The sequence below is a fragment of the Paenibacillus sp. FSL R7-0333 genome, assembly GCF_038000365.1.
Lineage (GTDB): Bacteria > Bacillota > Bacilli > Paenibacillales > Paenibacillaceae > Paenibacillus_AQ > Paenibacillus_AQ silagei.
The window spans coordinates 7,199,238-7,221,158 of record NZ_JBBOBZ010000001.1 but is presented as its reverse complement, the minus strand read 5'-3'; the positions used below and the strand labels follow the sequence as shown (position 1 = coordinate 7,221,158).

General features: G+C 51.6%; 29 protein-coding genes. 24 read left to right on the top strand and 5 right to left on the bottom strand.

The window, feature by feature from the left end:
- Nucleotides 1–13 precede the first annotated feature (13 nt).
- From MKY86_RS30995 to MKY86_RS30985, 3 genes are read left to right on the top strand one after another with little or no spacing between them, the layout of a single operon-like run.
- Nucleotides 14–799, top strand: a complete 786-nt coding sequence (locus MKY86_RS30995; RefSeq protein WP_076080628.1) for a MerR family transcriptional regulator — start codon at nt 14–16, stop codon at nt 797–799.
- The gene (locus tag MKY86_RS30990) at nt 796–1,518 is read left to right on the top strand and encodes a GNAT family N-acetyltransferase (protein ID WP_076080630.1); all 723 of its coding nucleotides are present in this window, start codon (nt 796–798) and stop codon (nt 1,516–1,518) included. The genes MKY86_RS30995 and MKY86_RS30990 overlap by 4 nt, the downstream gene beginning before the upstream one ends.
- Complete coding sequence (locus tag MKY86_RS30985) at nt 1,463–2,479, top strand: alpha/beta hydrolase family protein (protein ID WP_076080632.1); 1,017 nt, start codon at nt 1,463–1,465, stop codon at nt 2,477–2,479. Before MKY86_RS30990 ends, MKY86_RS30985 begins: the two co-directional genes overlap by 56 nt.
- 27 nt (nt 2,480–2,506) lie before the next feature.
- Here the strand turns inward: MKY86_RS30985 and MKY86_RS30980 are convergent, their stop codons facing one another.
- Nucleotides 2,507–3,418 (bottom strand): helix-turn-helix transcriptional regulator, encoded by a 912-nt coding sequence (locus MKY86_RS30980; RefSeq protein WP_076080634.1) that lies wholly within the window; start codon nt 3,416–3,418, stop codon nt 2,507–2,509.
- Nucleotides 3,419–3,517: 99 nt separating this feature from the next.
- On the opposite strand from MKY86_RS30980, the gene MKY86_RS30975 reads away from it, so the two are divergent.
- The 5 genes from MKY86_RS30975 to MKY86_RS30955 all read left to right on the top strand — a co-directional run bounded on the left by MKY86_RS30975 (nt 3,518) and on the right by MKY86_RS30955 (nt 7,364).
- On the top strand, nt 3,518–3,988 hold the full coding sequence (locus MKY86_RS30975; RefSeq protein WP_076080636.1) for a VOC family protein: 471 nt from the start codon (nt 3,518–3,520) through the stop codon (nt 3,986–3,988).
- A gap of 181 nt (nt 3,989–4,169) precedes the next feature.
- The gene (locus tag MKY86_RS30970; protein ID WP_076080638.1) at nt 4,170–5,426 is read left to right on the top strand and encodes an acyltransferase family protein; all 1,257 of its coding nucleotides are present in this window, start codon (nt 4,170–4,172) and stop codon (nt 5,424–5,426) included.
- Nucleotides 5,427–5,498: 72 nt separating this feature from the next.
- Nucleotides 5,499–6,353 carry an ABC transporter ATP-binding protein gene (locus tag MKY86_RS30965; RefSeq protein ID WP_036722917.1) on the top strand — a complete coding sequence of 285 codons (855 nt, stop codon included), beginning with the start codon at nt 5,499–5,501 and terminating at the stop codon, nt 6,351–6,353.
- Nucleotides 6,346–7,002, top strand: a complete 657-nt coding sequence (locus MKY86_RS30960; protein WP_076080640.1) for an ABC-2 transporter permease — start codon at nt 6,346–6,348, stop codon at nt 7,000–7,002. Before MKY86_RS30965 ends, MKY86_RS30960 begins: the two co-directional genes overlap by 8 nt.
- On the top strand, nt 6,999–7,364 hold the full coding sequence (locus MKY86_RS30955; protein WP_076080642.1) for a GntR family transcriptional regulator: 366 nt from the start codon (nt 6,999–7,001) through the stop codon (nt 7,362–7,364). The genes MKY86_RS30960 and MKY86_RS30955 overlap by 4 nt, the downstream gene beginning before the upstream one ends.
- A 93-nt stretch (nt 7,365–7,457) precedes the next feature.
- Here MKY86_RS30955 and MKY86_RS30950 read toward each other — a convergent pair whose 3' ends face one another.
- Entirely contained in the window at nt 7,458–8,117 is a 660-nt protein-coding gene (locus tag MKY86_RS30950; protein ID WP_445669918.1) for a glycosyltransferase, read from the bottom strand.
- Between the two features lie 69 nt (nt 8,118–8,186).
- Between MKY86_RS30950 and MKY86_RS30945 the strand changes: the two genes are divergently transcribed.
- The 3 genes from MKY86_RS30945 (at nt 8,187) to MKY86_RS30935 (ending at nt 10,108) form a co-directional block, all read left to right on the top strand.
- Complete coding sequence (locus MKY86_RS30945) at nt 8,187–8,327, top strand: hypothetical protein (RefSeq protein ID WP_340827700.1); 141 nt, start codon at nt 8,187–8,189, stop codon at nt 8,325–8,327.
- 132 nt (nt 8,328–8,459) lie between these two features.
- Nucleotides 8,460–9,122: a hypothetical protein gene (locus MKY86_RS30940; protein ID WP_076080646.1), complete on the top strand. Its 663-nt coding sequence runs from the start codon at nt 8,460–8,462 to the stop codon at nt 9,120–9,122.
- The gene (locus MKY86_RS30935) at nt 9,119–10,108 is read left to right on the top strand and encodes a nucleotidyl transferase AbiEii/AbiGii toxin family protein (RefSeq protein ID WP_076080649.1); all 990 of its coding nucleotides are present in this window, start codon (nt 9,119–9,121) and stop codon (nt 10,106–10,108) included. The genes MKY86_RS30940 and MKY86_RS30935 overlap by 4 nt, the downstream gene beginning before the upstream one ends.
- A gap of 90 nt (nt 10,109–10,198) precedes the next feature.
- Here the strand turns inward: MKY86_RS30935 and MKY86_RS30930 are convergent, their stop codons facing one another.
- The gene (locus tag MKY86_RS30930; RefSeq protein ID WP_076080651.1) at nt 10,199–10,825 is read right to left on the bottom strand and encodes a pentapeptide repeat-containing protein; all 627 of its coding nucleotides are present in this window, start codon (nt 10,823–10,825) and stop codon (nt 10,199–10,201) included.
- A 103-nt stretch (nt 10,826–10,928) separates the two neighbouring features.
- On the opposite strand from MKY86_RS30930, the gene MKY86_RS30925 reads away from it, so the two are divergent.
- From MKY86_RS30925 to MKY86_RS30875, 11 genes are all read left to right on the top strand, one after another.
- Nucleotides 10,929–11,507 carry a hypothetical protein gene (locus MKY86_RS30925; RefSeq protein ID WP_076080653.1) on the top strand — a complete coding sequence of 193 codons (579 nt, stop codon included), beginning with the start codon at nt 10,929–10,931 and terminating at the stop codon, nt 11,505–11,507.
- Between the two features lie 6 nt (nt 11,508–11,513).
- Entirely contained in the window at nt 11,514–12,137 is a 624-nt protein-coding gene (locus MKY86_RS30920) for a hypothetical protein (protein WP_076080656.1), read from the top strand.
- Between the two features lie 34 nt (nt 12,138–12,171).
- Nucleotides 12,172–12,444: a hypothetical protein gene (locus tag MKY86_RS30915; RefSeq protein WP_076080658.1), complete on the top strand. Its 273-nt coding sequence runs from the start codon at nt 12,172–12,174 to the stop codon at nt 12,442–12,444.
- 35 nt (nt 12,445–12,479) lie between these two features.
- Entirely contained in the window at nt 12,480–13,016 is a 537-nt protein-coding gene (locus MKY86_RS30910; protein ID WP_076080661.1) for a hypothetical protein, read from the top strand.
- Between the two features lie 32 nt (nt 13,017–13,048).
- A complete protein-coding gene (locus MKY86_RS30905) occupies nt 13,049–13,507 on the top strand; it encodes an SMI1/KNR4 family protein (RefSeq protein WP_076080663.1) in 459 nt (152 codons plus the stop codon).
- Nucleotides 13,508–13,509: 2 nt separating this feature from the next.
- The gene (locus MKY86_RS30900) at nt 13,510–14,073 is read left to right on the top strand and encodes a DUF4303 domain-containing protein (protein WP_076080665.1); all 564 of its coding nucleotides are present in this window, start codon (nt 13,510–13,512) and stop codon (nt 14,071–14,073) included.
- A gap of 44 nt (nt 14,074–14,117) precedes the next feature.
- On the top strand, nt 14,118–14,861 hold the full coding sequence (locus MKY86_RS30895; RefSeq protein ID WP_076080667.1) for a hypothetical protein: 744 nt from the start codon (nt 14,118–14,120) through the stop codon (nt 14,859–14,861).
- A gap of 18 nt (nt 14,862–14,879) precedes the next feature.
- A complete protein-coding gene (locus tag MKY86_RS30890; protein ID WP_076080669.1) occupies nt 14,880–15,968 on the top strand; it encodes an ankyrin repeat domain-containing protein in 1,089 nt (362 codons plus the stop codon).
- On the top strand, nt 15,965–16,945 hold the full coding sequence (locus MKY86_RS30885; RefSeq protein WP_076080671.1) for a sigma-70 family RNA polymerase sigma factor: 981 nt from the start codon (nt 15,965–15,967) through the stop codon (nt 16,943–16,945). Before MKY86_RS30890 ends, MKY86_RS30885 begins: the two co-directional genes overlap by 4 nt.
- Nucleotides 16,946–17,020: 75 nt before the next feature.
- Nucleotides 17,021–17,440, top strand: a complete 420-nt coding sequence (locus MKY86_RS30880) for a VOC family protein (RefSeq protein WP_076080674.1) — start codon at nt 17,021–17,023, stop codon at nt 17,438–17,440.
- A 23-nt stretch (nt 17,441–17,463) separates the two neighbouring features.
- Nucleotides 17,464–17,697 carry an NUDIX domain-containing protein gene (locus MKY86_RS30875; RefSeq protein ID WP_083685369.1) on the top strand — a complete coding sequence of 78 codons (234 nt, stop codon included), beginning with the start codon at nt 17,464–17,466 and terminating at the stop codon, nt 17,695–17,697.
- Between the two features lie 608 nt (nt 17,698–18,305).
- On the opposite strand, the gene MKY86_RS30870 is transcribed toward MKY86_RS30875, so the two are convergent.
- Complete coding sequence (locus MKY86_RS30870; protein ID WP_340827699.1) at nt 18,306–19,067, bottom strand: class I SAM-dependent methyltransferase; 762 nt, start codon at nt 19,065–19,067, stop codon at nt 18,306–18,308.
- Nucleotides 19,068–19,161: 94 nt separating this feature from the next.
- On the bottom strand, nt 19,162–20,067 hold the full coding sequence (locus tag MKY86_RS30865; RefSeq protein ID WP_076080678.1) for an alpha/beta hydrolase: 906 nt from the start codon (nt 20,065–20,067) through the stop codon (nt 19,162–19,164).
- A gap of 282 nt (nt 20,068–20,349) precedes the next feature.
- Here MKY86_RS30865 and MKY86_RS30860 point away from each other — a divergent pair, with 282 nt between their 5' ends.
- Nucleotides 20,350–20,724 carry a hypothetical protein gene (locus tag MKY86_RS30860; RefSeq protein WP_076080680.1) on the top strand — a complete coding sequence of 125 codons (375 nt, stop codon included), beginning with the start codon at nt 20,350–20,352 and terminating at the stop codon, nt 20,722–20,724.
- Between the two features lie 230 nt (nt 20,725–20,954).
- A complete protein-coding gene (licT, locus tag MKY86_RS30855; protein ID WP_076080682.1) occupies nt 20,955–21,803 on the top strand; it encodes a BglG family transcription antiterminator LicT in 849 nt (282 codons plus the stop codon).
- Nucleotides 21,804–21,921 lie beyond the last annotated feature (118 nt).

Sequence of the window (21,921 nt, the reverse complement as noted above, 5' to 3'; positions counted from 1 at the left end):
GGGAGTGATTAGGATGAGAAATGAAATAACGATTAGTGAACTGGCCAAGCTGATGAATGTGTCGGTCCACCAGATCCGGTATTTTGAAGAGAAGGGTGTGCTGCAGCCTGCTTATACCGGTGAGAATCAGTACAGAATGTACAGTATGGAACAAGTGTATCAGCTCGCGCATATCCTGCTGCTCCGCAAGCTTGAAGTGCCTGTTCAGTCGATTAACGAATGTATGACCTATAGTCCGGAGCAGCATCGCGGGCTGCTGGAGAACTCTCTCGAAGGGATTGAGCAAGAGCTGCGCCGCCTCCGGGAGCTACGGCAGTTCATCCGCAAGATGCTGGAGGAACAGCAGAGCTACAGCACCTCCCCTGAGACCTTTCAGATCAAGAAGTGTAAGGCTACAAGACTTATGCAGGTGATGAAGCTGGATTCACACAGGAAGCTGAGTGCAGCGCTGCTTGCGGAGCAGGCGGCAGGGATACCGGATCTGTTCGAATCGGATATGTATTATGTGCTGGAGGAGTCGGGCGCTGTGACCTTGTGTCTGGAGCAGCCGGAGGCGGGCGGAGTTATTTTACCGGAAGGGGAGTATCTGACTCTGCAATGTGTGGCCCGCGAGGAGGAGCTGGAGCAGTGGACCGGCCGGTTGCTGGAGCATGCTGCTGCACAAGCGATTCCTCTCGCGGGACCGCTGGTGGTCATTGAACGCTCTTATCTCTCCCTGTTCGTTCCGGGCAAGCTGCATTATGAGCTGAGGGCCTGCATCGACCCGGCTGCACCCGTGGAAGGGAGAGGTTCCGTATGAGAACGATGCCACCAGGTACAACGTCAATAAGTACAGCGCCAGTAACTATCGAGCTTATGGAAGCGAAGTATAATTGTGCGGTGGGGGGGCTGCTGGCTCAAGCTTTTCAGGGGAAATTCCAGAACCGGATCAGGCTGAAGGAGGCAGAACTGGCAGAGTGCTTCGAAATTCTGCTTCAGTATGCTCCGGCTGATCCCTATACACACAGGATGGTTGCTGTGCAGCAGGGCCAGGTGATTGGCAGCATCGCGATTAAGTGTACACCTGAAGCCCGCCTTTTGGGGAAAAGGCAGACGCCTCCGTTACCGGGAACCTCACAGCTATTAGGCAAACGGGGCATGATCAGAATGCTGATCGGCCTCTATGTACTAGACCATACCCCGGCAGCAGGCGAGTGTTATATTACCGACCTTGCGGTCCACCCGGAGCATCAGAACAAAGGGGTAGGAAGGCTGCTTGTAGAGTGGGCGCAGAAGCTTGTGGATCGAGACCCGGGACTGAATCGTCTCAGCCTGCATGTATCAGCCGGTAATCCGCATGCCCGTCAGCTATACGGGAAGTGGTCCTTCCATACGGAAGCCCGGGAGACACGTTATACCCTGTATTTATTGTTCAATGAACTGCGCTGGGAATACATGGTTCAGAAGAGAGGCGGATACAGAAATGAAGACAACGAAGAAGCTATGGATATCTCTGCTAACTATAGTGCTGCTCCTTAGCGGTGCGGGGATATACATTGTGCAGCAGAACCGCTTTGAGATGACGGAGCAGGCCATCCAGATTGCATCGCCCGAAGGCAAGCTGACCGGAACGCTGGTGTTGCCTAAGGAGTCTTCCGCTTCCGGCAAGCTGGGATTAGTCCTCTTCATTCATGGAGACGGGCCGATTAATGCCTCGCATGATGACGGATATAAGCCGCTATGGGAGCGGTTGGCCAGTCTGGGGTATGCCTCCTTGTCTCTTGATAAAAGAGGGATCGGTGGTTCCGCAGGCAATTGGCTGGATCAGAGTATAGATGACCGGGTGGAGGAAGCCCGCGAGGCTATCGCATGGGCCCGGAAGCAGCCGAATATCGATCCGGACCGGATCGGGGTGTGGGGCGCCAGTCAGGCAGGCTGGGTGATTCCCAAGCTGGCGGGCAAGGAGCCGCTCGCCTTCAGCATCCTGGTCTCCCCGGCTATTAACTGGCTGCGCCAGGGTGCCTATCATACCCGGCAGCAAATGCTGCAGGAAGGGAAATCGGAAGCAGAGATTCAAGCGGAAGTGGTATCTAACAACGAGGTTCTGGAGCTTTTGGCGCGGAAGGCGAGCTATGAAGACTATCTGGCTGTAGTGAAGGAAGATGACCCGATGACGCGGGAGCGGTGGACCTTTGTCAGCAAGAATTACCTGTCGGATGCAGGGGAGGATCTTAAGCAATTCCATTCCCCGGTGCTGTTGCTGCTGGGCCAGCAGGATATTCATGTAGACTGGCAGGAGACAGAGCAGGTGTACCGCAAGCTCGTCCGGCCGGAGCTGCTGAGCGTGGCGGTCTTCCCGGAGGCTGAGCATTCGATGCTGAGCAAGAAGACGGCGGATTCCAGCTTCAGAGCGCTCATGATCAGCCTCTTCGCCCCGCGCCACATTACAGTTCCAGGCTATATGGATCGGATTGGGGAATTCCTTAAGGAGCTGGAATAGCAGCCCGCTCCCTTAACACCGTAATTACTACGTATACCGGCTCATCATTTCATGCAGGTACTTACGGAATTCTTCACGGTAGGCCTTCGGCTCCATAATCTCCAGACGGGTGCCGAAGCCGGCCAGAAATTGATATCCGATCGGGTGCTGAGGAATATAGAACGTAGCCAGCAGTTGTTCCGCGTTATAGGCTTCGATGCTCTTGCGGCCATAACGTTCAATGAATTGATCCTTAATCCCCGGCGAGATCAGCGCCTTCACTTCGGTTAACTGCGGCGGAACTTCAGCCTCCCGTGCCTGATTCAGCATATCCGCTCTGGGGCTGAAGGTCTGTTCCTTCCGCTCCAGCTGCTCCATCCGGGAGAGCTTGAACATCCGTGCTCCCATCCGCTCCAGGCAAAAGCCCTTCAAATACCAGCTCGATTCACTGAAATGAAGCTGGTAGGGCTCCACTGTCCGTGTCGTCGGAGTGCCGGATCTGTCGGTGTAGCCGAAGGACAGCAGCCAGCTCCCGGCGATGGCTTCCTGGCAGGTCTTCAAGGCTCCGGCAAGCTCTGCGCGGCCCTCCCAATCATAGAAGGACAGCTGAACCGACCCCTTAGGAGCGATTGGACTCACCATCGCTTCTATTTTTCGTAGCGTCATGGCCACATCTTCGCTGATTAGAATTTGCTCCAGCCCGCCGAGCGCAGCCAGTATATTCTCCAGGTCGGAGCTGCTCAGCAGCCGCTTGTCCATCTTGTATTCTTCCATAATGCCATACCCGCCCTGCACGCCGGGTGTGGCGTATATAGGAATGTGCGCCAGGCTGAGCGCTTCCATATCGCGGAGAATTGTCCGTTTGGACACGCCGAATAATTGTGCGAACTCTGAGCTGGGCACAATGTCTTTTTTGAGCAGAATCATGATGATGGTAATCAGCCGCTCCACCTTGTCCATCCGGTTCCCTCTTTCTTGAGTTGAGTGTGAAACGGTGACATACAGCCGTCACCTATCGTGTATTATACTACATTTATCTTACGAAGGAGGTTATGCTCAATGTCAGCGATTGCTTATCTTAATTTCGATGGTGTTGCCGAACAGGCGATTGAATTCTACACAGAGGCTCTACAGGCCACCCAGGTGAAAAAGGTCAAATTCGGAGATATGCCGCAGGACCCGAATTATCCCCTGTCGGACAAGGAGTCAGCGATGATTATGGAATCCTCTATAGAATTCGCAGGCGGCAAAATTATGATGTCCGACCTTCTGCCCTCGATGCAAGCGGTAATGGGAGAGCTGGTGAAGGGGAACAACCTCACGATCAGCCTGGTCATTGAGGACAAGCAGAAGCTGGAAGCGTACTTTAAGGGCCTGTCTGCCGGCGGACATGTCATCATGCCTTTATCCGCTACACCATGGTCTTCGTGCTTCGGCTTGCTGGTGGATCAGTATGGTGTGGGGTGGAAATTCAACAGTGATGCCGTGCAATTCCTTGATAATGTGCTGGCCAGCCGGGGCAAGCTCTGAAATATTTTGGCAGAATGCGGAAGAGTGGAAGGATTTATCCATCATGTATTGAAAGATAGGAGTACCTGATACCGGTGTATATCGCCTAAGCGAATAAGAGTAGTGATTTTACAGCTGTGGTGGTTGTGTTGCTGGCGGCCATCCGTTCAGGAATCATTGGTGAAAAGAGGAAGTTGAGCTGATGTCAAACCTTCGTCTGAGCAATACCCGGTTATCTGGAGCGGATGGCGTTCGTGCGATCGCCTGCCTGTCAGTCATCCTGCATCACTTGTCGCAAAAGCTGATCATGCCCGCACAAAAACCCTGGCTCCAGGAGCTGCAATCCGTGCTGCTTCTGGGGAACAGCGGGGTCAGCTTGTTTTTTCTGCTAAGCGGCTTCCTGCTGTCGTTCCCCTTCTGGAGTGCGTATCTGAATAACGATCCATATCCAAGCCTGCGGACGTACACCCTACGCCGTGCCGCGAGAATCATGCCCGGCTTCTATGTGTCCCTGCTGGTGTGTCTGTTCCTGACCTGGAGGCTGGATATTCCGATGGAGTACTTAGGGCGGCGTATTGTCACAGCCTTCACCTTCACATCGGGCTTCCACTACACCACGTTCTTCCCCTCCGACTTGAACGGGCCGCTCTGGTCGATCAGCTTCGAGGTATTCTGCTACCTGCTGATGCCACTCTTCATGGCGGTGTTATTCCTGCTCGGCAAGCGGCATTCCTTCGGTAAGGCGATCCTGTTCTGGGTCGCCGTATTTGGGTTGGTGCTTGCCGCCAATGCCCTCATTCATCATTGGTTCACACCCGGCGAGCAGGGAAGGGGCTGGGACTATGGCCAGGTCGGCGGCGCGAAATTCTGGATGCCGAGATACAATCCGGTCGGCTTCTTCGGCCACTTCACCATCGGGATTCTGGCGGCGGGCATAACGAATGCTTTGCAGCAGCGCCGCTCCAGAGTGGAACGGCTCATCAGACTGGGCGTGTTCGATGCCGCCGCAGTACTTGCTCTGGGTCTTGCCGGTCTCCTGATCTGGCGGATGCGTCACGCAGGCGAATTCGACTTCAGTCTCCAGCAGCAGCCGTATCTATTCCCGGTCTATGCCATATTGTTCGGAATCGTGCTGTTCTCGGCACCGTTCAGCCGGTACGCCGGGCGTGTGCTGGATAACCGCTTGTTCCGGTATACGGCCAAAGTGTCCTTCGGCCTCTACATATGGCACTATCTGTTCATTACCTTAATCGAGAAGTACGGCATTCAGGATTTCCACTACTCCGGGGTCAGGGATGTGTGGCGCTGGCTGGGCATCAGTATGTCTGTTGTGGTCATCTCTTACGCAGCGGCCACTATTTCGTATTACGCCATAGAACAGCCGTTCATTAACTGGTCCAAAGGCAAGCCGTTCTTCCGGCGCAAGCCGAAGGAGTCCTCATCGTCTACAGCCGCATAGGATTGACTTTTTCATAACCCCCATGATACATTGTATATACACGGAATACACAATTTGTTGAGGGGGTTAGTTATGCTGGCTTTAGATATCCGGAATTTAAATAAAAAATATCCTAATTTTCAGATCAAAGACGTCTCTTTTCAATTGGAGCAGGGTTATATCATGGGCTTCATCGGGGTCAACGGTGCGGGCAAGACCACCACGATCAAATCGATCCTGAATATGGTTCAGGCCGACAGCGGCGAGATCAGCATTCTGGGCAAGAACATCGCTGAACATGAAACAGAATTGAAGCAGGACATCGGCTGCGCCTTCGGCGATATCGATTTCTATACACGCAGCAGGCTTAAGACGCTGACGGGTATTACGAAGAAGTTCTATAAGAACTGGAGTGACGAGACGTATTACAGCTATCTGAACCGGTTCAAGCTGGATGAGAATAAAAAAATAGCGGAGCTGTCCACCGGGATGAAGGTGAAGTACAGCCTGACTCTAGCCTTATCGCATGGCGCCAGACTGCTGATTCTGGATGAGCCGACCAGCGGACTCGATCCGGTCTCCAGAGACGATCTGCTGGATATTTTCCAGGAGCTTATCATGGGCGGCGAGATCAGCATTCTGTTCTCCACGCATATTACCTCTGACCTCGAGCGCTGTGCGGATTATATCACCTTCATTGAGCAAGGGCAGATTGTGGCAAGTAGCGAGAAGAACGAGTTCAAGGAGTCGTACCGGTTACTTAGCGGCAGCGAGTCGCAGCTTAACGAAGTGAAGGGGAAGCTGATCTCCTGCAAAATCAACTCCTTCGGCTTCACCGGATTGATTCATGCCCGAGATATCGATCCCGCTTGGGCGCTTAACACGGCCATCCCGACTCTCGACGACATCATGATCTACTTTGCGAAAAAGGAGGGTGTATATGTATAATCTGGTGCTGAAGGATTTGAAGCTAGGCGTTAATCCCTGGTTCTTCGTATTACCTTTAATTTTAGGCGGTCTGATGCTCATTCCGGGGTGGGTCTACTTCCTGGTTCCGCTGTATTTCTGCTTCATCACGGTACCAAATATTTTCGGCGGCTTCAAAAGCCAGAATGATCTGATGTTCAGCACCGTATTGCCTGTGACCAAGAGCGATATTGTGAAGTCCAGAGTCGCTGTACTTGTCATTCTGGAGCTGATGCATCTGCTGGTCGCCATGATTGCCAGTATATTTACCTTTCAGCTATACCCGAAGATGCAATATTTCTTCTTTGCGCCGCATATGGGCTTTTGGGGAATGTGTTTCCTGATGATGGCTCTTTTCAACCTCATCTTCATTCCGATATACTATAAGACAGCCTATAAGTATGGTCTAGCAACCACAGCATCGACCGTTGCAGCCGTCCTGTTCGCCACCGTGGTCCAGTGGGCAGGTATCCAGAATGATTGGCTGCATAGCCTGTTCTACGGCCCCGGGCTGGACCGGACAGGGCTGCAGTTCTCCATGCTGGTTGGCGGCGTCCTGATCTTCATTGCCTGTAACCTGCTGGCCTACCGGATTGCGGTGAGACGATTCCTGAGAGTGGAGATCTTATGAATGTAACGATATCCAGCACCTCCGAGAAGCCGATCTACCAGCAGCTATATGAACAGATCAGCGCCCAGATTCTGCAAGGGGAGCTGGAGAGCGGCTACTGTCTGCCGCCAATCCGCCAGGCCGCGCTGGAGCTGGGTGTCAGTGTCATCACGGTCAAGAAGGCCTGGGAGGAGCTGGAGCGGAGCGGGCTGATCAACACGGTAACCGGCAAAGGCTGCTTTGTCGCCGAATTCACCCCAGAGGAGATGCTGCGGATACGTAACGAGATGGTCCTGAAGCAGATGGAGAGCGACATTCAGTATTACAAGTCCTTCGGCCTTACGCTGGAGGAAGTGACCGCGCTGCTGGGGAAGATCTACTAAAGCGCGCAGAGATTAAACGCAGGAACAGGCTTTTCACGATCCCTTGGGGAGGTGAAAAGCCTGTTTTGTTATGTGTCATACGGAACACGTATCCTATTTCCCTCGGAATTTCTCCGGGAACTGTTTCACAATGCCTTCCGTCAGCAGGTCGGCAAAATGAATCATGTGGACCTCGTTTTTATCGGTGGCAGCAATGGAAGCAGCGTAGTCTCCCTTGAGGATATCAAGCACGATGTCCGTGACGAGCTGAAGATGCTCGTACAGCATGTTCTGCACTTCTTTGAAGGACCAGTTCGGATTCAGTCCGCTCAGGAATCGGGCAATCTCATCGGCGTTCCTGTGCCAATCCACCTGCAGCTTCTGCACCTCCGCCGCATTGCCTTTCTGGGCGGCTGCGACAATCTGTCCAGCTATCTGAATATGCTCCTTGAGCAGTCCGGCCAGCTTGTTGCCGTTCGCCTCCCCGTAATAAGGCTTGAAGACAGTACCGATGTCCTCCTGGTTCCTTAGCAGCCGCGCTAACACTTCCTTCTGATCCGGGTTATTGTAGAGGGCGCTGACAATATAGTTGTGTGTCCATATGGTGTGGTCGATCCACACCTGCTGCATCTCGAATCTCAGCTGCATCTTCTGCGGGCTCCAGCAGGCCGCTGCCTTTTTGCTGCCGCCTGCCTGAGCCTGCACCGTTCCTCCAGCTTGCGCCAGATTGAAGACGAGCCCCAGAGTGAACACCATTAGCCATAGCTTTTTCAAGATCAACTGCTCCTTTGGATGGGATAAGAGAATCTGAATTATTATGGCTAGGATGGATCGTTATTATTTATGAAAAAGCCGGATGAGCGCGGAGATCTCCTCAAGGGTCTCTTGCTGGCCAAACGTGCGGTGCTAACTTCTGCTTTCGGAGCCATTGGGGAGGGACATAAGCAGCACGTAGGCCCGTATACCGAGGAGGACTGGTCCTAAGGGAGAGACGGAAATATAAAGGAGAAATGGTATGAAGGGTGGCCTTCAACACTTATCTGGTGTTATTATATATGTATCATTTGTTGGTTTTTTGTATACAATAATAACAAGTGCATTGGAGGTGGCTTATATATGACATTAGCGATTAAGGGGAAGTATGTTGATTTCATTACGAATTATATTGCTCAGTCGCCATATGGAACTCCAATTTTTACTGCTGAAGTTACTGAGAGGGTTATGGAGGAGTTTGGGCTTGAAGAAACTCAGGCAAGGAAAATTGTGAACACAAATTTAAACCGGTTAAATGGTGTAGTATTGGAGAGCTTTAGGAAGGGAATCTACTACAAGCCTAAAACCACTGCATTTGGAAAGTCCCATTTAAATCCGGATCAGGTTGTAAAGAAAATGTACGTATCACCTAAAGAAAATATTAGAGTCGGTTATGAAACAGGAGCATCGCTCCAACACCGATTGGGGCTTACAACTCAAATGCCCAAATATAATTTTATTGCAACTAACGTAGCTGCTCCAAAGGTTGTGAAAGAGCTGCATACTGTATTACGTAAGCCGCGTATGGAAGTGAATATTGATAACTATTTATATTTGCAGATCCTAGATGCCATTGAGAATAAAGACCAGGTGGTCTGGGATGCTCCCCACCCTGAAGGGATAATTAACAAATTTATTGAAGCTAACAAGTTAGACTATGGCAAGCTATTAGGATATGCCGCTATGAACTACGCTAAGGATATAGTTTGGCGCCTAGGTAAAGTTGCAGAGGGCACCCGGTTATGATATTGCATGAAAGTAAGGATGATTTTGAGGAAATCATACTGCAAGTTAGTATGAAAGCTGGCATAAGGGCTGATGTTTTAGAAAAAGATTATTATGTTACGCTGATGCTTGAGGAGCTGGCTCGGAATCAAGAACAATGGAAGGCTTATTTTAAAGGCGGAACTGCACTATATAAAGCGTTGTTGTCCATTAATCGGTTCTCAGAGGATATTGACTTAACGGTGTGTGTGGATGATGTAAGCTCAAACACCCAAAAGAAAAAACGGCTAGAATTGTCAGCGGAGGGCTACTCGTGCTTAAAAAAGCTTTCAGATGATCAGCAATCGAGCAAAGGCAAGGGCAATATAACCACAGTTTATGGATATGATCCCATCTTTAATGGTAGTGAGGGGACTGATCCACTACAAAGATTTGGAAGAGTGAAGATTGAAGCTACTTCGTTTACTAAAAGCGAACCTGTAGAGCCTATGCTGATAGCCCCAGCTCTTTACTTGTACGCCCAAAAAGAATCACAAGATATACTAGATACAAAGTTTAATGTTCGGCCTTTTAAGATATTAACCATAAAACTAGAGCGCATCTTTATAGACAAAGTATTTGCTACCGAGTTTTATTATCAAAGATACAGACAATATATAAACTCCAGAACAGATAATCCAAGTGATTTTGCATTTGATGTTGCTAAACATTTGTATGATTTAATGGTGCTTTTTACTAACGAAAAAATCCGAAATTTATTTACAGAAAAAGTTAACCTTCAGTACCTAATTGGACTAAAGCGGGAAGAAGAGCAAGTACGTTCTGGTGGTATTCCGTCAGATTGTTTGATTAAAGACTTTCGCTATCTACATGATCTCCTTACTGACATGAATTTTCATGAAGAGTATTTGCGTATGCAAAATATTTATGTATTTAGAGAACAAGACAAAATTCCACTGAGTCAGGCGGAGGCTGTTATAGCTGCTATTCGGATACTCGAAGGATAACATTATTTTGAAATTGCTTTGAACTATGGTCAGGCTTATATCAGCACACCCCTCCCTTGGAAATAGTGGAGGGGTGTGCGTATACCTGCATCACTCCTCAAATTTGACATGGTCTAGTATCGTATTCCCCCACTCAGGGAGCAAGCGGGCCTTTCCCGCAAAGCGGCTTCCGGCGATCGAGCCATCTTGAAACTGCGCACCCTCAAAGCTGCATTCCTCGAACCGGCAATACAAGAGTAAGGCGCCCCGAAAGTTGGCCCCATCAAAGCGGCAGCGGGTGAAAGAAACATCATTTGCAATCACTTTGCTTAAGTTGCAGCCGGTGAAATCACAATCATGGAACTCCTTGCTGATTCGGGCACGATTCAGCTTCGCTCCCCGGAAGGAACAGTGGCCAAAGGTATGGGTCACGAACCTGTTGTCCAGTCTGACACCGTCCAGGCAACAATGGGTAAGCGTTGAGGTGTTTAAGCTTGCCGCATCCTCGAAGCGTGAATAAGAGAAATCAATGCCCTGTAGAGTGAGGTACTGTATGCTCTCTATCAGAGTAACTCCCCGGTAATCTTCCAGTCCTGCCTCCGTCTGTCCATAAGGGGAGATGGGAAAGGAGCGGTCCTTTTGATGGAGATTATGTTTGCCTGAAATAGCGGCCAGACGCCGGTTCACTTCAGAGAGCTGGTCGTCCTGCCATCTAGCCAAGAGGAATTTCTTATTCAAGGTAGCCCCTCCTTACATTAATTTGGTAAAATAAATGAAATCTAGTTTATATGTTAGTATGCCAAGTAACTATAGACAAGCCATTAAAGGAGGCCATCCACCCGTGGGAAGATCGTTTGCAAATCTGCATATCAAGTCCGGTGACCTGGATAAGACCCTTCAAGCCTTGAAGGAGCTGAGCGCCAAGCATGGCAAGCTTCTGGGTTATCCTGATTCTGAGACGCCGGAGCGTAAGGCCGTTATCTATGTAAGCCAAAGTAATGAGGGCTGGATCAGTGTGCTTCACGATTATTTCGTATGGGGTACGGTGAAAAAGGTTGGCAGAACGTTGTCCGGGCTGCTGGAGGAGCCGGTGATGACGGTGGCATATATGAATGAGGAGATCTTCGAGCTGTCGTTCTTTGAACAGGGGGAGATCCAGGCCGAACGAATCTTCTGTGAGCCGTGGACCCGGGAGGAGTATGAACAGCTGCGGGAAGAGCGTATAGCAGACGAATATATCCAGCGGGTGCTCGGCATGCAAACTGAGGAGGAGAACTTCGGCGGATTCATCAGCCTTACCAGCCCGGAGCAAGCGGTGGAGCGGCTGTCCGAAATTACTGGAATGTCTCTATGGAGCGATGCGGAATGGTTACCGTATGAAGAGACGCTCAGAGCACGCTTTGTTACCTATGAATGGTAGAAGAAGATGCTAAAAAACAGCGGATTCTACAAGCTGCGCTTCTTCATCACACCCGAGGAGCTTAAGAGAGTCGTAGAGCTTCTGGAGCCTTCGCAAGTACGGTACTATTTAACCAATTATACCCATACAGAGCATGATCAGAATCAGGTGGTGGATGCGTATCGCGCCTTCTATCAATATTATACAGCCATGGAAAAAGAGAGCGGGGTGCGCCCCTTCTTCATCTATTCGATGTCGGTTCTGCCGGATACGGAGAGCTTTGGTTTTTTTGCGAGAAATGAGGGGGTTTCTATTCCCTATCACGGGCAATGGGCAGAGAATGAGCTGCCCTGTATTCTGATCTCCTGCCCTAAGGGGCACCGCGTCAATGCTCAGGATGAGCAAGGGGAGTATTATTTCTATGAGGATGTCCGGGAGCACAAGCCGCTGAGCTATGCCCTGTACAAGGAAATTACCGGCTCTATTCAAAAAATGACCAAGCCTCTCCGCTTCTCGGCGCAAGACCCGGAGGCGATGGAGGAACAGAAGCCTTCTGTACGCATAAGCAATGCTGCGGCTGAAGATTTAAGCAACTCGTGGATGGTCAGACAATATGGACTCGTGATCCATGGGCAATCAGGGCCTAGCTGATGTACTGGGTTATCCATGAAAGGGAGGGGAGCCGATGGCGCTGAAGTTGATCTGTACCTGGGGAGTGCTGGCTCTATCATGCTGTGCGGTATGGTGGAGCTTCAAGACCGAAAAGCTGATTACCGTCTCCTGGCTGATGTTCCTGCTCCCTGCGATTCTCCAGCTCGTTGCTGCTGTACAGATCGGGCCGGGCAAAGCCAAGTTATTTCTTGTATTCGGCTGTATTAATCTGCTGTTCGCAGCCCTGACCGGTGCGGCCGTCTGGTATCTGGTCCAGCTGGCAGATGCCTATAGAAGGGGGAAATAGTTCAAGCGTGTCTTAAGCGGGGGAGGGGTGCTAATATGCAACTGGGTTTTACGCTGGATACCCATGGAACATGTGTGGGTGTACTCAGAGATGAATTGCTGCCGTTAGAGGAGCTGGCGAATACATTGGAGTTCCCCTACGATATCTTCGTTGTGTTCCGGGTGTTACCTGATAGCTACGGGCGGAGAACGTTCAGACGCTTTGACAGCGGGGATCATACCCTCTATTTGGATATCAGCCTCAGCTATGAGCAGTACCAGCGTATGTCCAAGAATGAGCAGCGCGAGGCTCTGGGCACTCACCTGTACAGCTATCTGGCAGAATCTATTTCCAAGTATACCAAGCATGCCGGTAAGACTGCCCAAGCAGAGCTGCTGGAACGGGTGAAGAGCTGGATGCTGGCCAATAACTGGCTGGAAGGGAAAATCCATCAGGCACGCCTCCTCCTCTCCCGGGAGATGGGACTCCATGAGGTTAGCCGGACCTTGAAGCTGCCGCTGGAGGAGATTGAGTATATCCTGCTGAGCATGAATAATGATGCGCCAGCTGCTGATCATCCTGACAATCTATAATCAACCCTTAGCAGGGAAAGGGGAGCAAATCTATGTATGAGCATCTGACCGAGAAATTGAGCAAGCCTTCCGCGATAAGGTGGTTTCCGGGGCATGAGGCCGAGGAGAGCTGGATTGCTGAAGCCGAGGCGGAATTAGGCTTCAAGCTGCCGCCGTCCTACCGCTGGTGGCTGGCCCGTTATGGAGGTGGGAGCCTGGGGGAAGGCCAAATTCTGACGCTGGTTGCTCCTGAGGATAGGGAGTATACCGACTGGGATCTGCTGTATATCCACCGGCTGAATCTGGCGGAGGATTGGTGGGTAGCCCGGTTTCCACATCGAATGGACCTGTTCGTGCCGGACAGCGATGAGCTCTATTACTTTGACACCTCTGCCCCCGATGAACAGGGGGAATTCCCGGTCATGCGTTATGACCTCATGAATGATCTGATCGAGGAGTATGCCCCCACGTTCGCCGGATTCCTGGAACAGCTGATCGACGAGAGGAAGTAGCCATGAATGCGGCACAGAAGGAAGTGGAGCGGCTGGCGGCGGAGATTGCGGAGGCGGCCCGGAGGTCGTTCCGCGCGCTTTTTGCGAATGGGGAGCATTATTATTACTGTACGCTATATACAACGGGCGAGGGACATGCGCCAAGCCTCTCCGCCTGGTCACGGGAGGCCCTGGAGCAGGAGGCGGACAGACAGGCAGAGGAAGACAGCACACCGGCTACAGAGATCGCCGAGCTGATCAAGTGGTCGTATGCCGATTCGCCGTATTGCTGCTTCGGAGATGAGTATTTCGATGAGGTCAAGCGGTTATTCCAGGCGCGTCCGTCTATTGCGGAGCTTGAGGATGAGGCATGGAACGATGAGTTCACTATGAGGCTGGGGGCCATGGAGCTGGCGATGCGGATGCTGGATGCTGAGGGTCTGTTCGCGCTCAATCAGCCCAGGGAGGACGTATGTGTGCTTGCCGAAGTGATGCCGCCGGATGAGGGGAATACGGACATTGCCCTGCGGCTGAACCGGGCGGAAGCTCCGGCGATGCGGGCCTGGCTGGCGGAAGCGGCAGAATAAGGTTATTGATGAATAACTCACGCAGGAAACCGGGGGAATGATGAATGTATATCGTATCTGAGCCCAAGGGGCTGTCAGAGCATCACAGGCGCCTGCTTGAAGTGGAGAACGCAGGTCTGTATCCTCCAGCCTATATCCGGTTCTTGCAGCAGTACGGCGAAGGAACGTATCGGGGCTGGATGAATGTGCAGACCCCTGACACAGAAGTGCTGCGGCCGTTTGCCGAATACGGATTATGGGAGCATGATCAGGATAGCCCTATAACGGAGCAACAGATCGGCGAGTGTACCGCTATCGGGACCACTGTGGACGGTGATTTCTTGGCGGTTCATCCCAAGGTGGACGGGCTGCTATGGCTGCCTCGTCATGCGGAACAGATTCAAGCAATCCCGCTGCCATCCGGGGAACAGGAGAAGGAAGAGAGCTATGCCCTGATCCTAGACGGCATCTACCGCCGGATGTATGGGCGGAGCCAGGAGGAGAGCGTCTATTATGAGCCATGGACGGGAACCCGCGGGCATCTCTTCCTGCGGATGCCGCCGGGAGAGGGCCAGCTGGCGCTCACGGAGCTGGCTGCCCAGTGCCGGATGGATCATTCGCCGGATCTCGTCATCGAGAATCCGTACACCTGCTATCTGTTCTATCGGGAGCTGGGCGGCTATATCCGCCTGAATCTGGCGGGTGGGCAGGAAGTAGCCGTCTTCTATGAGCAGGCTGCCGGGCAGGTATCGGCCAAGATGAAAGAGTGGCTTCTGTCGAAGGGATGCGAGCAGTATTCATGGGAGTGAAGTTAAGGAGGAGTGCGGATGATTGTCCTGAAGGACATAGGGAAATTCGAGGTGCTGCCGGAGCGGGCGATGCAGATCTATCAGGGGGATGTTCCGGCCTTGCAGGCTGCCATTGCTGCGGGCTGGGATATTGAAGCGGGGCTAGAGCTTAGCAAGCATACCACAGTCAGCCCGCTCGACCTGGCGATTATCACGCAGCAGACCGAGGTGGTGAAGCTGCTGGTGGAGCATGGCGCGAAGCTGAATGTACCTCAGAATCCGGCCTTCCTGCGGGCGGTCCGTTATGGCAAGGAGGACATCATCTGCTACCTTGCTGCACAGGGCGCGAAGCTGGACCTGCTTAACCGGACGGGATCGGGTGCTTATTCACAGGCCTACTACGGCAACAAGAAGAATATCCCGCTGATCCATGAGCTGGGTCTGGACATCCGGCAACATGCCGGTGCCGTGCTGCGGCAAGCCGCCTCGGACCATGATCTGAAGACGCTTACCTATCTGCTGGATCAGGGAGTGGACATCAACTACAACAAGCCGGATATGGTCTATCCTTACGGGGCGACGCCGCTGACAGTGGCTGCACGGCTGGGCAATCTGAACATGGTCCGCTTCCTGGTGGAACGCGGTGCGGACCTTATGATGACGGAGAAGGACGGCGAGCGGCCGTATACGATTGCGGTCAGCAGCAAGCATACCGCTATGGCGGAATACCTGAAAGCGTTGGAACCGCCGGATGTTCATGATGTGGAGAACAAGAAATACGAGCTGGCCAAATATAAACTGCCGGATGAACTGGTCCGCTTCCTTATAGGGGACGAGCTGCGCCTGACGCTTGCCCCGAATGAGTATAAGATCGGGTACATCGACTTCTTCAGCTTCACTGACACGATAGAGATGAAGGCCGGGCGGCGCAAGCTGCTGCGGCTGTCTGCCGATATCGATAATTACTCCGGTCTGGTGCTGGTCTGGAATCCGCAGAAGAAGGGGCAGCTCGGCTGTTACGATGTGGAGCATCAGACGTATGCAGATTTGTGCAGCTTCCCGGAATTTGTTGCGCAGCCTGAACACTACCTCATACAGTTCATGGAGGGAGAGCTGGACGGATCATGAAGGAGAGACTGTCTGAAGTGAATTATAACCATGAGACCCCTGAGACCCTGGACGGGCTGGAGGGCATGCGCTCCGAGCTAACAGGGTACTGTTACCGGATGATGGGCTCTATCTTCGAGGCGGAGGATGCCGTCCAGGATACTATGATCCGGGCCTGGAAGCACCAGGAGCAGATGAGGCAGCAGGACTCTCTCCGAGCCTGGATGTACCGGATTGCCACCAATGTCTGTCTTGACCGGCTGAGAAGCGCCAAGCGGCGGGCGCTGCCGATGGATCTCTCGGAACCGGCCGCTGCCGTTACGGAGCCTCGGGAGAGCCTACCTCAGCATTCCTGGATCTGGCCCGCTCCGGGCTATGTGGATGATCCTGGTAATATTCTGGTTAGCAGAGAGACCCTCCGGCTGTCCTTCATCGCGCTGCTGCAGCTGCTGCCGCCCCGGCAGCGTGCCGTGCTGATTCTGCAGGAGGTGTTCCGGTGGTCGGCAGCCGAGACCGCCGGGGCACTGGAGATGACCGTGGCCGCGGTGAACAGCGCGATGCAGCGGGCACGGGCAACCATGGCCAAGGCACAGCTCCGGTCCGAGGCACTGCAGGCTGACGATGACGAAGTGGACGAAGGACTGATTACCCGGTACGTGGAGGCTTTTGAACAATACAATATTAATGCGTTGTTGGCCTTATTCCAGGAGAATGGCAGCCTGTCGATGCCGCCGTTTACGATGTGGGTGCAGGGCGGCGCGGATCTCGCGGCCTTCTACCAGATCACAAGCAGTCACTGTGTGGGCTCGCGGTTGCTGCCGGTCCGGGTGAACGGGAACCGGCCCGCATTTGCCCAGTACGTTCCCTCTGGAGAAGATGGATTGCTGGTCCCGTGGGCGATTCATGTGCTTGAGCTGAGCGGGGGGAAGATCGCGCATGTTCATCATTTTATAGATGCTGAATTATTTATTTGCTTCGGATTGCCGGAACACCGATGATTCTGCCGCGGCCGGAACGTCTATACTAATGAAACGCACAAGCGAGACCATTCCGAACTCAAGGAGGAACACACAATGACTATCAAACTTACTCCCTACATCACCCTGGAGGGGCGCACGCGGGAGGCTATTCAATTCTATGCACAGACTATGGGTGCTGAAGTCCTCTCTATCCTGACGTATGGTGATATGCCGGACCTCCCGGACACGTTCCCGGATGAGGTGCGGAGTCTGGTGGCCCATGCCAAGGTACAGGTGGGCGGCACGGAGCTGATGTTCTCGGATACTCCCGGTGGTACACCAGTTGAGAGCGGGAAGCGGGTAACGGTCTGCGTTACTACGGACAGTGTGGAGGAGTCCCGGAGAATTTTTGATGCGCTGCAGGAGGGCGGACAAGTCAATATGCCGTTTCGGGAGGAGCCGTTCAGCCCAGGCTTCGGCGATCTGACGGACCGGTTCGGGGTGACCTTCCAGATCTATACCGAGCTTGAATAGAGTAGAGATATAACGGCGGAGGTATTGAAGAAGGGGAGCAAGCGTGGGAGGCTGCATTAAGGGAGGTTCGGGAAGAGGCGGGGATTACCCAAGTCGCTCTCTACATTTCCAATACCTTTGACCAGATCTATTCTGCAAAAGAAAACTATATCTACGTCGCACCAGTGTTCGTGGGATATGTGAATGACGACCAGGATGTCATTCTTAATCATACGTGTTGGCACACCATAAGAGGGTTTGAGAAGGGCTGCACGTGATAAGCGTGCAGTTTTCTTGTGGTATAGGAAACTATAGTTTCCTTCTGCTGTGGAAAAGGTGTGTGTAAATTTGTGGATAAGAGTTCTTTGAATGATTGTAGAATGACTTTGATGCTGAATGTGACTGAAGGCTGAGGGGATGCTTACAACCGAATACAATGGGCTGTTACAGCGGAATATGGACCCAATGTATGTGAAAAACAGCATACATTGTGCTCGCAAGCAGGCACACAGCCTGAATATATGTGAAAAACAGCATACATTATACTCGCAAGCAGGCACACGACCTGAATGTATGTGAAAAACAGCATACATTGTCTTCGCGCGAAGGTAATCTTGTTCACCCGCAGGGTGATTTTGTTCTGCTCTTGGGAGAGTGCGTCTGCGAAATGTAATCGAAAAACCGATCACATTGGGCATTGCGTGGGCTCGCGGGCCAGATGTAATCGAAAAACCGATCACATTGGGCATTGCGTGGGCTCGCGGGCCAGATGTAATCGAAAAACCGATCACATTTGGCGTTGCGTGGTAGCGTGGGCCAAATGTAATCGAAAAACCGATCACATTCGGCGTTGTGTGGGCGCGTGGGCCAAATGGTAGGTCTATTTCTATAATTTTCGCAAAATAGCCAGTCCATGCAAACTATACCCGAGCAGACTCTTATCCTCACAGGTCTGCAGATGAAGCTGAAGCCAGCGTTCAAAATCTTCTTGCTGTGCCTCATTAATTTGCGTAGCAAACAGATAACCGACCCCGTCTGTTCCAATATGGGCCACGATCTCTGTGTGATAGGCAGCTGCCATGTGTTCCATTTCAGAGGGAGACATATGTAGGAATAGGCCATCTTTCGTCTGGTTGGCATGCCAGGTAAGTACATCTTCCATATTTCCTAGTCTATCGCCTACGCCTAATAACGAAACTGCTGCATTGTTAATATAGGAGACCGCAAGCAGCCCTCCCGGCTTCAGCACGCGAAGGCATTCGGTCATGGACAGCTGTCTGTCTTCATTGCCGATATGGTAAAAAGCGCCCATGTTCAGGACAACATCAAAGACTTCACTGTCAAAACGGGATAAATCCGTGATGCTTCCTGTATACATATCAGCTAATACCGGGCGTATGCGCTGCTTCTCTCTGATGAGTTCTACATTATGAGGAACAATATCTCCGGCAACGACCTTATGCCCCAATTCTGCAAGCTGAAAGGAGTAATTCCCCGTTCCTGCGCAGCCGTCAAGAATGTAGGCTTCCGGCTTAAATAGCTTTTTGAAGTAAGACATCGTTGTGATCCATTCGATCTGATGCCCGTTATCCCTGAACAGCCTTCCCTCCTCATCATAGGAATCATAGTAATCCGTTATCGCACTCACCATATTGCCCTCCTTATCGTTGGCCGGGCCTTATTAAGCACAACTGCCCTCCCCCTACCTTAACGGATCGGGGGAGGGCAGGCTATGACGGGAGTTACTTGAAGATCCGCTGCGAGAACTGATAGAGTCCGCTGCTCCAGACCTTGCCTTCATGTCCGCCTACATCCAGATACCACAGATGCGGAACATTCATGCTGGTCAGGCTGTTATGGAAATTCTGGCTGACATAGAGCAGGCCGTCCGAAGCGCCGCAGGAGATCCAGAGCAGCTTCAGCTGGCTGGCCGTCTGCGCCGGATTAGTGATCAGCTGTGAGGCCGACTTCGTATTCGGAGCAGAGGAGAACGCGCCGATCCAGGAGAACTTGTCCAGATGCTTCAGGCCGAAGTTCAACGTTTGTCCGCCGCCCATGGATAAGCCAGCCAGGGCGCGGTTTTGCTTGTTTTTGTATACCGGGAAATGTGAATCTACATAAGGAATGAGATCATTAATCAGGTCAAATTCAAACCGCTCGAAGGCGGCTACCTTGTCCGGTGCATAAATATCGCCGATCGGGCGGTCATCCGCCATGGCGCGGCCATTCGGGAACACGACAATCATCGGCTCCAGCTTGTTCTGGGAGTACAGGTTGTCCAGAATGTTCCGCGGATTCATCCCGTTCAGCCATTCGTTCTGATCCCCGCCGATGCCGTGCAGCAGGTAGAGCACGTTGTAGGTCTTGGAAGGGGTATAACCCGGAGGGGTGTACACCATCGCGTTTCTTGACTTGCCTACAGTAGTCGAATAATAAGAAATCTGCTGTACGTTGCCGTGGGGAATATTATTACGGTATCCGTCATAGCCTTGCGGAGCGGGAGTGATGGTGCTGGTTACAGCCGCAGCGGCATCCGCAGAGAGGCTCAACTCCTGCTCTTCTGCTACAGGTGATGCAAAAGACATTGCAGGCAACAGCAGGACTGTCGCCAGAGCCAGACTTGCAATTCGGGTCATTATTTTCTTCATTTCATATCTCCTCCTTCATTCGATTGGTGAAGCCTATTTGCCCTCCCTCTACAGAAACGGAGCCGCCTCCTCCTCTCCCGACATAATATGTAAGCGCATCCATATCGAGGATACCATATATAGGATATTATGTAAATTGTTTTCGGAGATTTTTCATAGAAAAAGGTAAGTCAGCAGTACTTCTTAATGTTGTCATACCGGAAGCAGCAGGGTAATAGATAGGAATAGGAGCTTCCAAATATCTGGATTTGAGGCGGGAGCCAAGGACTGGAGGGATGGATCATGATAGGACAGAGTGTATCAGGAATCAGTCCGGTACAGGTCATCATGGCCTACGGCGGCACACAGAGCGATGTCAGTTCCCTGGAGAAGCAGCGGAACCGGCTGATGATGGAGCTGGACCGGGTGAACGCGGCGCAGGGCGGGCAGTCGACTTCCTACCGCCGAGAGCAGCTCCAGCGGCAGATCCGCCTCCTTGAGGTTCAGCTCGCGCACAAAGCCGGAAGCAGCGCGGTCACGGATGTAAGCACTGCCGCCCAGAAGGTTCAGGCTCCGCCTTGGCGGATGGAGTGGAAGGGCGGCCTTAAGGGTATCGGCCAGACCGATCCCCGGACGGCAACGGTGAATGCAGAGGGGCGTTTCGATGCTTTAATCTAAGCCGAGAGTCAAAAATTTCCTTTAATCCATTATGACTCACCCATAATTTCCTGGAATAAAGCGCTTTAAAAAAGCATTGACATCGTCTGATTAAAAACATACAATATGGCTATATTAAGGAGTGTCACTGATACGATCAGGCACCACCATTGTCGATGATTCTACAAGAAATGTTTTTTCTTGTGTATCTGACTGTGGTGGTTTTTTGTTTTCAGAGGGAGGAAATGTAGATGAAATTCAAGAAATCCCTAAACAATAACATCGCCTTGGCAGAAGACCTGGAAGGGAATGAGCTGATAGTCATTGGAACCGGAGTGGGTTTCAAAAAGGTAAAGGGGCAGGAGCTTAAGCAGGAAGACATCCAAAAAACGTTCCGAATCGGCGCTGACGAACGATACCAGCGGATGGAGCAATTCTTCAATGAAATCCCTTTGCAGGTCATAGATGTCACGGATCAGATTATTCAGTTAGGCAAACAGAATATCAGTACGAAGCTAAATGATTCCATTCTTCTGCCATTGGCCGATCATATCCATTATGCCTTGGAGCGTCTGAAGAATGAGCTGGAGATTCAGAATCCGCTGCAATGGGAGATTAGGAATCTCTACCCCAAAGAGTTCATGACAGGACAAACGGCTGTAAGCCTGATTAATGAAGCCTTCCAGGTGAAGCTGCATGATTCCGAAGCCAGTTTCATCGCACTGCATTTCGTGAATGCCCAGATTGACCGCGGGACTATGAGTCAGACGATGAAGGTTACAACGATTATTAATCAGATTATCGGGCTGATGACGGAGCATTTCAATATCAAGCTGGAGCAGGATTCGATTAATTACTCTAGATTTATCACGCATTTGCGGTATTTTATTGTCAGGCAAATGAACAAGGTTGTGCTTTCGTTCAAGGACGAGCATTTTCTATATGACGTATTATCGTCAAGATATCCCGACAGTTACGAGTGTGTAGGAAAGATTAAGCACTTTGTAGAAAAGGAATACGGTTTCTCAATTAACAAGGACGAAATGGTCTATCTAATCATTCATGTGGAGCGAATGACTTCGCGCTCCGGTACAGAGTGATTCCCGGTCCTTGAAATATGGAGTGTTACTGACTCGATCAGGCACCACCAAATGTTGCCGACTCTGCGGCTCAAGCAGAACGGGATTACATTTGGTTTTTTTTATGCCTACATTCTTA

Bases quoted from the DNA above. Each gene is read 5' to 3' on its own strand.
- MKY86_RS30860 (WP_076080680.1), top strand. From the start codon at position 20,350: ATGATAGGACAGAGTGTATCAGGAATCAGTCCGGTACAGGTCATCATG.
- MKY86_RS30965 (WP_036722917.1), top strand. From the start codon at position 5,499: ATGCTGGCTTTAGATATCCGGAATTTAAATAAAAAATATCCTAATTTT.
- MKY86_RS30940 (WP_076080646.1), top strand. From the start codon at position 8,460: ATGACATTAGCGATTAAGGGGAAGTATGTTGATTTCATTACGAATTAT.
- MKY86_RS30900 (WP_076080665.1), top strand. From the start codon at position 13,510: ATGAATGCGGCACAGAAGGAAGTGGAGCGGCTGGCGGCGGAGATTGCG.
- MKY86_RS30970 (WP_076080638.1), top strand. From the start codon at position 4,170: ATGTCAAACCTTCGTCTGAGCAATACCCGGTTATCTGGAGCGGATGGC.
- MKY86_RS30895 (WP_076080667.1), top strand. From the start codon at position 14,118: ATGTATATCGTATCTGAGCCCAAGGGGCTGTCAGAGCATCACAGGCGC.
- MKY86_RS30885 (WP_076080671.1), top strand. From the start codon at position 15,965: ATGAAGGAGAGACTGTCTGAAGTGAATTATAACCATGAGACCCCTGAG.
- MKY86_RS30915 (WP_076080658.1), top strand. From the start codon at position 12,172: ATGGCGCTGAAGTTGATCTGTACCTGGGGAGTGCTGGCTCTATCATGC.
- MKY86_RS30865 (WP_076080678.1), bottom strand. From the start codon at position 20,067: ATGAAGAAAATAATGACCCGAATTGCAAGTCTGGCTCTGGCGACAGTC.
- MKY86_RS30955 (WP_076080642.1), top strand. From the start codon at position 6,999: ATGAATGTAACGATATCCAGCACCTCCGAGAAGCCGATCTACCAGCAG.
- MKY86_RS30890 (WP_076080669.1), top strand. From the start codon at position 14,880: ATGATTGTCCTGAAGGACATAGGGAAATTCGAGGTGCTGCCGGAGCGG.
- MKY86_RS30995 (WP_076080628.1), top strand. From the start codon at position 14: ATGAGAAATGAAATAACGATTAGTGAACTGGCCAAGCTGATGAATGTG.
- MKY86_RS30960 (WP_076080640.1), top strand. From the start codon at position 6,346: ATGTATAATCTGGTGCTGAAGGATTTGAAGCTAGGCGTTAATCCCTGG.
- MKY86_RS30920 (WP_076080656.1), top strand. From the start codon at position 11,514: ATGCTAAAAAACAGCGGATTCTACAAGCTGCGCTTCTTCATCACACCC.
- MKY86_RS30880 (WP_076080674.1), top strand. From the start codon at position 17,021: ATGACTATCAAACTTACTCCCTACATCACCCTGGAGGGGCGCACGCGG.
- MKY86_RS30910 (WP_076080661.1), top strand. From the start codon at position 12,480: ATGCAACTGGGTTTTACGCTGGATACCCATGGAACATGTGTGGGTGTA.
- MKY86_RS30945 (WP_340827700.1), top strand. From the start codon at position 8,187: ATGAAAAAGCCGGATGAGCGCGGAGATCTCCTCAAGGGTCTCTTGCTG.
- MKY86_RS30980 (WP_076080634.1), bottom strand. From the start codon at position 3,418: ATGGACAAGGTGGAGCGGCTGATTACCATCATCATGATTCTGCTCAAA.
- MKY86_RS30990 (WP_076080630.1), top strand. From the start codon at position 796: ATGAGAACGATGCCACCAGGTACAACGTCAATAAGTACAGCGCCAGTA.
- MKY86_RS30905 (WP_076080663.1), top strand. From the start codon at position 13,049: ATGTATGAGCATCTGACCGAGAAATTGAGCAAGCCTTCCGCGATAAGG.
- MKY86_RS30935 (WP_076080649.1), top strand. From the start codon at position 9,119: ATGATATTGCATGAAAGTAAGGATGATTTTGAGGAAATCATACTGCAA.
- licT (WP_076080682.1), top strand. From the start codon at position 20,955: ATGAAATTCAAGAAATCCCTAAACAATAACATCGCCTTGGCAGAAGAC.
- MKY86_RS30975 (WP_076080636.1), top strand. From the start codon at position 3,518: ATGTCAGCGATTGCTTATCTTAATTTCGATGGTGTTGCCGAACAGGCG.
- MKY86_RS30985 (WP_076080632.1), top strand. From the start codon at position 1,463: ATGAAGACAACGAAGAAGCTATGGATATCTCTGCTAACTATAGTGCTG.